This is a genomic window from Ruegeria sp. BHSB058 (assembly GCF_059613285.1).
Genome location: NZ_JBXWSF010000136.1, coordinates 1 through 5,341, shown reverse-complemented (window position 1 = coordinate 5,341; position 5,341 = coordinate 1). Strand labels below are relative to the sequence as shown.

5 protein-coding genes are annotated in these 5,341 nt (G+C 54.9%); all 5 read right to left on the bottom strand.

All coding sequences use genetic code 11. From position 1 onward, the window contains the following. On the bottom strand, positions 1–853 hold an 853-nt coding region (locus AC2FNB_RS20345), incomplete at its 3' end, for an EscU/YscU/HrcU family type III secretion system export apparatus switch protein (protein WP_496748596.1). Beyond that, positions 850–1,623 (bottom strand): flagellar biosynthetic protein FliR, encoded by a 774-nt coding sequence (locus AC2FNB_RS20340; protein ID WP_496748595.1) that lies wholly within the window; start codon positions 1,621–1,623, stop codon positions 850–852. The genes AC2FNB_RS20345 and AC2FNB_RS20340, both read right to left, overlap by 4 nt. Next, positions 1,620–3,707 (bottom strand): flagellar biosynthesis protein FlhA, encoded by a 2,088-nt coding sequence (gene flhA / locus AC2FNB_RS20335; RefSeq protein WP_496748594.1) that lies wholly within the window; start codon positions 3,705–3,707, stop codon positions 1,620–1,622. The genes AC2FNB_RS20340 and flhA overlap by 4 nt, the downstream gene beginning before the upstream one ends. Positions 3,708–3,714: 7 nt before the next feature. Beyond that, the gene (locus AC2FNB_RS20330) at positions 3,715–4,431 is read right to left on the bottom strand and encodes a transglycosylase SLT domain-containing protein (RefSeq protein WP_496748593.1); all 717 of its coding nucleotides are present in this window, start codon (positions 4,429–4,431) and stop codon (positions 3,715–3,717) included. A 133-nt stretch (positions 4,432–4,564) separates the two neighbouring features. Beyond that, positions 4,565–5,341: aldehyde dehydrogenase family protein (locus AC2FNB_RS20325; RefSeq protein ID WP_496748592.1), on the bottom strand; the 777-nt coding region annotated here is incomplete at its 5' end.

Below are 5,341 nucleotides of genomic sequence, written 5' to 3'. Positions count from 1 at the left end.
TACGTGACCACTTCAGCGCAACCGCAAAATGAGTTGGGTTGACGATCACCACATCTGCAGTCGGAACATCCGCCATCATCCGATTCATGGCAATCTCTTGCCCACGTTGCCGGCGCAGCTGCTTCATGTGCGGATCGCCCTCGGCGTCCTTCATTTCGTCCATTATCTCTTTTCGAGACATGCGGTTCTTGCGGATGTGTTCGGCATGTTGCCAAAGATAGTCAACCGCCCCAATGAGCAGTGCCACTGCCACCACAATGGACAGGAACTCCGTTAGCTTCTCGGCCATTAGAACCAACGAGGCCCAAACCGGAACAACGCTAGACCCAACGATTTCCACAAAGTTCACCCGCAAGAAAACCGTCAGACAGACCGAGTAGATAAGTAATTTGAAAAAACTCTTGATAAACTCGAACAAACCACTCCGACCGAATTTGTTTTTGGCATTGGAAACTACTGAGACACGCGAGAGCCTGGGTTTGATTTTGTTTGGCGCCACAACAAATGCCCGTTGAGCGACAATACTCAGCAAAACGGCCAACGCCGGAAACAGAAACAAGAATGAACCAGCCAAAGCAATACGCCTCAGGATACCCCCAATCGGTGCCTGCAAGGAGCCAGATACCAGCGATTCTGACAAAAGCTCGGATTGATCAATGAGCACCACAAACAGAACGCCAAGCTGTTCGACCGATACTTTGCCAAAAGCCGCCAGGGCAAGCAGCAGACCAGCATAGCCTGCCACGGTCGAGATGTCGGTAGATTTTGCAACTTCACCCTTTTCACGCGCCTTCAGAAGCTTTTGCGGCGTTGGGTCAAAAGACTTTTCAGTATCGTCATCCGAACCACTCATGGATTGCTGCCAATCGGTATCGATAGGAACGCAAACAAAGACCCAGACCATTCCGTCAAAATTAGTGGCGCGCTTAGAAACAAAAGAATTAGTCCGCCAAAAGTGAGGGCAGGCGCGCCAACGAACGCGACCATCAACTGCGGCATGGCGCGGTTAATGACACCCAAAGCCAGATTGTAGGTTAGCGAAGTGATTACAAAGGGTGCAGCAAGTCCAAGTGCCCGCGAAAAGCTTTGCGATATCTGTTGTGTTCCCCATGATGCAAGGTCCGGAGCTTTGGGCAATACCCCAACAGGAAACACTGAATAGCTATCAATCAGAAACAGGGCAGCCCTTACGTGAAGCCCCATGATTGTAGCTAGTGCGAGACCTGCGATTACTAGTAGATACCCCATTGCCGGAACCGGCTCGGCGACCGCGTTGCCAAGGATCTGTGACAACGATGTCGCCTGCGCCGCAATTGAACCTGCTGTTTGAAGCGTCAACACGAACAGGCGCAGGACAATTCCCAGAGCAAGGCCTATTGCAATCTCAACCAAGATGACAGCGACCAAACTGCCGAAATCTGATCGGCCCGACGAGGCCTCAACGGCAGGGGCCACAATCAACGAGAAAGCAACAGCGATGCCCAACTTGACACGCATAGGGACCATTCGTTCCCCAAATGCCGGCATCATCGAGACGGCGGCAGATACCCGCAGGAAAACCGAGAAAACATGCCAGATCTCATCCCCTAGTTCAGGCAGTATCCCCGGCACCATCGTAATCATGCAGCCACCATACCGACCAATGCGGGCCGCGCTTCAAATCCGATTTCCTCGAAAGAAAGTACCGGGTTGGTAACTCCCCGCGCCCGGAGGATGGTCCGCAGCAATCTCCTTCGGTGAGAGGAAGTCACCAACGCCGGATAGAGGCCCTGTTCCGAAGATCGTATCATCCGGTCAGCCACACCGTCCGCGAGTTTGTTGAATAGTTCCGGCGGTAGGGCAACATCCAGACCGGACGGGTTTGCGTCGATTTGATATCTGGAAAACGTGTCCTCCCAATCTGGCGCAAGCTGAATCAGGGGGATCGTCCCGTCGTCGCGCTTCATTTCTGCCACCAATTGGAACCCCAGCCGCTGGCGGACATGCTCGCAGATCGATTCAGCTTGCGTGGTCAACAAGCGCGCTTCGGCGATGCTTTCCAGGATTAGTGGCATATTGCGGATTGAGACACGCTCCTCTAGCAACAGCCGCAATACTGCATGCAAGGTGTCGATCGGCACTTTGTCTGGTATTAGCTCATCAAGTAGCTTCCTGTTAGCCTCCGCCCGGGCATGATCACTGAGGCGCGTCATTTCCAACAGCGTGCGCCGGAGAGATTTCAAGGTCAGTAGCCGGGCAAAATTCCTCTTTATGATTTCAAGCAAGTGGGTGGCAAGAATTTCTGGCGGCGTCACTATGGTTGCCCCTGACATGGCAGCTTCTTCGCGGTCTTGCGGCCGCAACCAACGGGCGGGGGCGCCATATACCGGTTCGGTTACGTCCTTGCCATCCGGCAACACCTCCGATCCCTCTTGCACCAGCGCCAAAACGAGATCCGGGTTCAGAACACCACGGGCCTGTTCCACCCCATGTACACGAATGACGTAGGTGCCGGTCGGCAGTTCGCTCTGATCGGTTAGACGGATTTCGGGCAGAATCAGACCAAAAACCGTAGCGACATGGATGCGCATATTGGCGATCCGGGCATCCAACCCCGTTCCAGGATCCAGAACCATCGCAACGAGATCGGGTGCAAATTCAAGATGTACGTCATCAAGTTCCAGAACATCGCCGATTGCTTGAGCCATGGGCTGCTGCTGCGAAGAGGCAACTTGATTGGCGTCCTCAGCTTCCGCCCGACGTTTTTTTTGAATCGAAAAGGCGAAAAACCCTAGAACCCCGGCCCCTAGCATGAAAGGCACGAAAGGTAGACCCGGAACCAGGGCGAACAAGGCCATCAGAACACCAACCGTGGCCAGTGCCGGGGGGTGGCGGCCAAGTTGCGAGAAGATGGCGTTGTCCGTAGCCCCTTGTGCACCGCCACGCGCCAACAACAGAGCGGATGCAATTGAAATGATCACTGCCGGGATTTGCGAGACGAGACCATCGCCCACTGTCAAAATTGCATAGGTTTCAAGAGCTGCGGACAGTGGCATACCATGTACCGCGACGCCCATTATCAATCCCATGACGAGGTTGAGGAGTGTTATTAGAAGGCCCGCAATAGCGTCTCCCTTGACGAACTTTGATGCCCCGTCGAGCGATCCGAAGAATGTGGTTTCCTGTTGTTCAGTCTCGCGCCGTTCCTTGGCCTGATTGTGATCGATTGCACCGGCTGACATGTCGCTGTCGATGGCAAGCTGCTTTCCTGGCATCCCGTCCAATGCAAACCGGGCACCAACTTCAGCCATACGTGCGGCGCCTTTGGTGATCACCATAAAGTTGACGATCAACAGAACTCCAAACACGACGAGACCCAAAAAGATGCTGCCACTCATGATGAATTGGGCAAAGCCCTCGATGACCTCACCAGCAGCATTTGGCCCCGTATGCCCTTGCCCGATGATCAATTTGGTCGAGGATACATTCAGCGACAGACGCAACATCAGCGAAGCAAGAAGAATGGTCGGAAAGGACGAAAAATCTAACGGCCGCTCGATGAACAGTGTGAGCGTGAAAATCAGGATTGCCAGCGCGAAAGAAGCGGCCAGACCCAAGTCCAACACCCAAGCCGGCATTGGCAAGATCATCATGACGATAACAGCCATGAGCGCTAGCGCCAGCAATACAGTTGGGGAAAAAAGGGAACGGGGGTCGAGTTTTTGCATTTGCAACCTAGTTAATTCGGATAAAGGCCTTTTGCCTGTCTGACACCGGCACCAACGACCCCATTGCGGTCGCGCCACCACCCGAACCGGGGATCACGAACAACGGGATGGCCATGCGGGTGAATGGGTCGGCATCTACTTTTGTTGGCTCCGGCTCAGGGGTGGCGTCCAAGGCGGCCAAGGTCGCTTCAAAGCGATTGGAATAGGCCGCAGCCAGCGATTCGGTTCTCGAGTGATATGCCCCGGCCGCCGCGCGCCACGAACCAAGCTCTGCACGCAAGTCCTTCAAGAAACGAGCTGCATATCTGGCGTTTTCCTGCGGATCGAACATGGCTTCAGCTGATCGAAACGCGTGCCCGTGCCAGCGATAATTGATCTGAAAACAACCGACATCGAAACTGCGCGCACCGGTTTTGACCGCCTTGGTAACGTACGCTTTGGCTTCAGCTTCGGTATCGAACCAGAACCCTCTACCTTCAAGGTTCACAGTCCAAGGCCAAGGCGTCCGCCGGCCATTTCGCGTTCTTCCGGTTTCGACCCGCGTGATGGCACGAAGCACATCAAGCGGGACACCTTCTGTCATCGCGGCTCGCTGCGCCGCCAAATCGCAGATTGCGGTGAATCGTTCATCGGTTGCCGCCTTTCCGAACGCCGCCCCGAAGATCATCCCAACCGAGGCAAACAACAAAGTCGTAAGCGGACGTAAAGCGATTTCATATGGCATTCTGCCGATTCCAAGAACTCTCAAGATCCCCGGAAGGCTAGTCAACTATCTGTTGACAGACAGTTATCACGAACAAAAAAGAAAATCCGCACCGACGGCTTGTCGGGGCGGATCGTTTCGAGTTAGGCGATGATCAGATGTCGAATTTAACGCCCTGTGCCAGCGGCAACTCCGCGGAATAGTTCACCGTGTTGGTCTGTCGACGCATGTAGGATTTCCAAGCATCCGAGCCACTTTCACGACCGCCGCCGGTTTCTTTCTCGCCACCGAAAGCGCCACCGATCTCGGCACCGGAAGGACCTATATTGACGTTGGCGATACCGCAATCAGAGCCCGCCGCCGACAGAAATTGCTCCGCCTCGCGCATGTTCAGAGTGAATACGCAAGATGACAAGCCCTGGGGCACGCCGTTCTGGATCTCTAGCGCCTCTGCGAAATCTTCATACCCCAGCACATAAAGGATCGGCGCAAAGGTCTCTGTTTTGACTGTTTCGGTCTGACCCGGCATCTCGACAATCGCCGGTTCCACATAGACGCCGCCTGCGGGAACACCTTTGGTCACGCGGGATCCACCGAACACGGTACCCCCTTCTGCCTTGGCCGCGTCAAGTGCCGTGGCCATCGCCTTGGCTGAGGCCTCATCGACAAGTGGGCCGACCAGAGTACCTTCGTCCAACGGATTGCCGATGGGCAAGCCAGCATAGGCTTTTTTCAACCGAACCACCAAGTCTTCTTTGATCGAATCATGCACGATCAGGCGGCGCAAGCTGGTGCAACGTTGCCCGGCGGTCCCGACGGCCGAGAACACGATCGCACGTACCGCCATCTCAAGATCCGCCGATGGGCCGACAATCATGGCGTTGTTGCCGCCCAATTCCAGAATACACTTGCCAAATCGGGCCGCCACGAT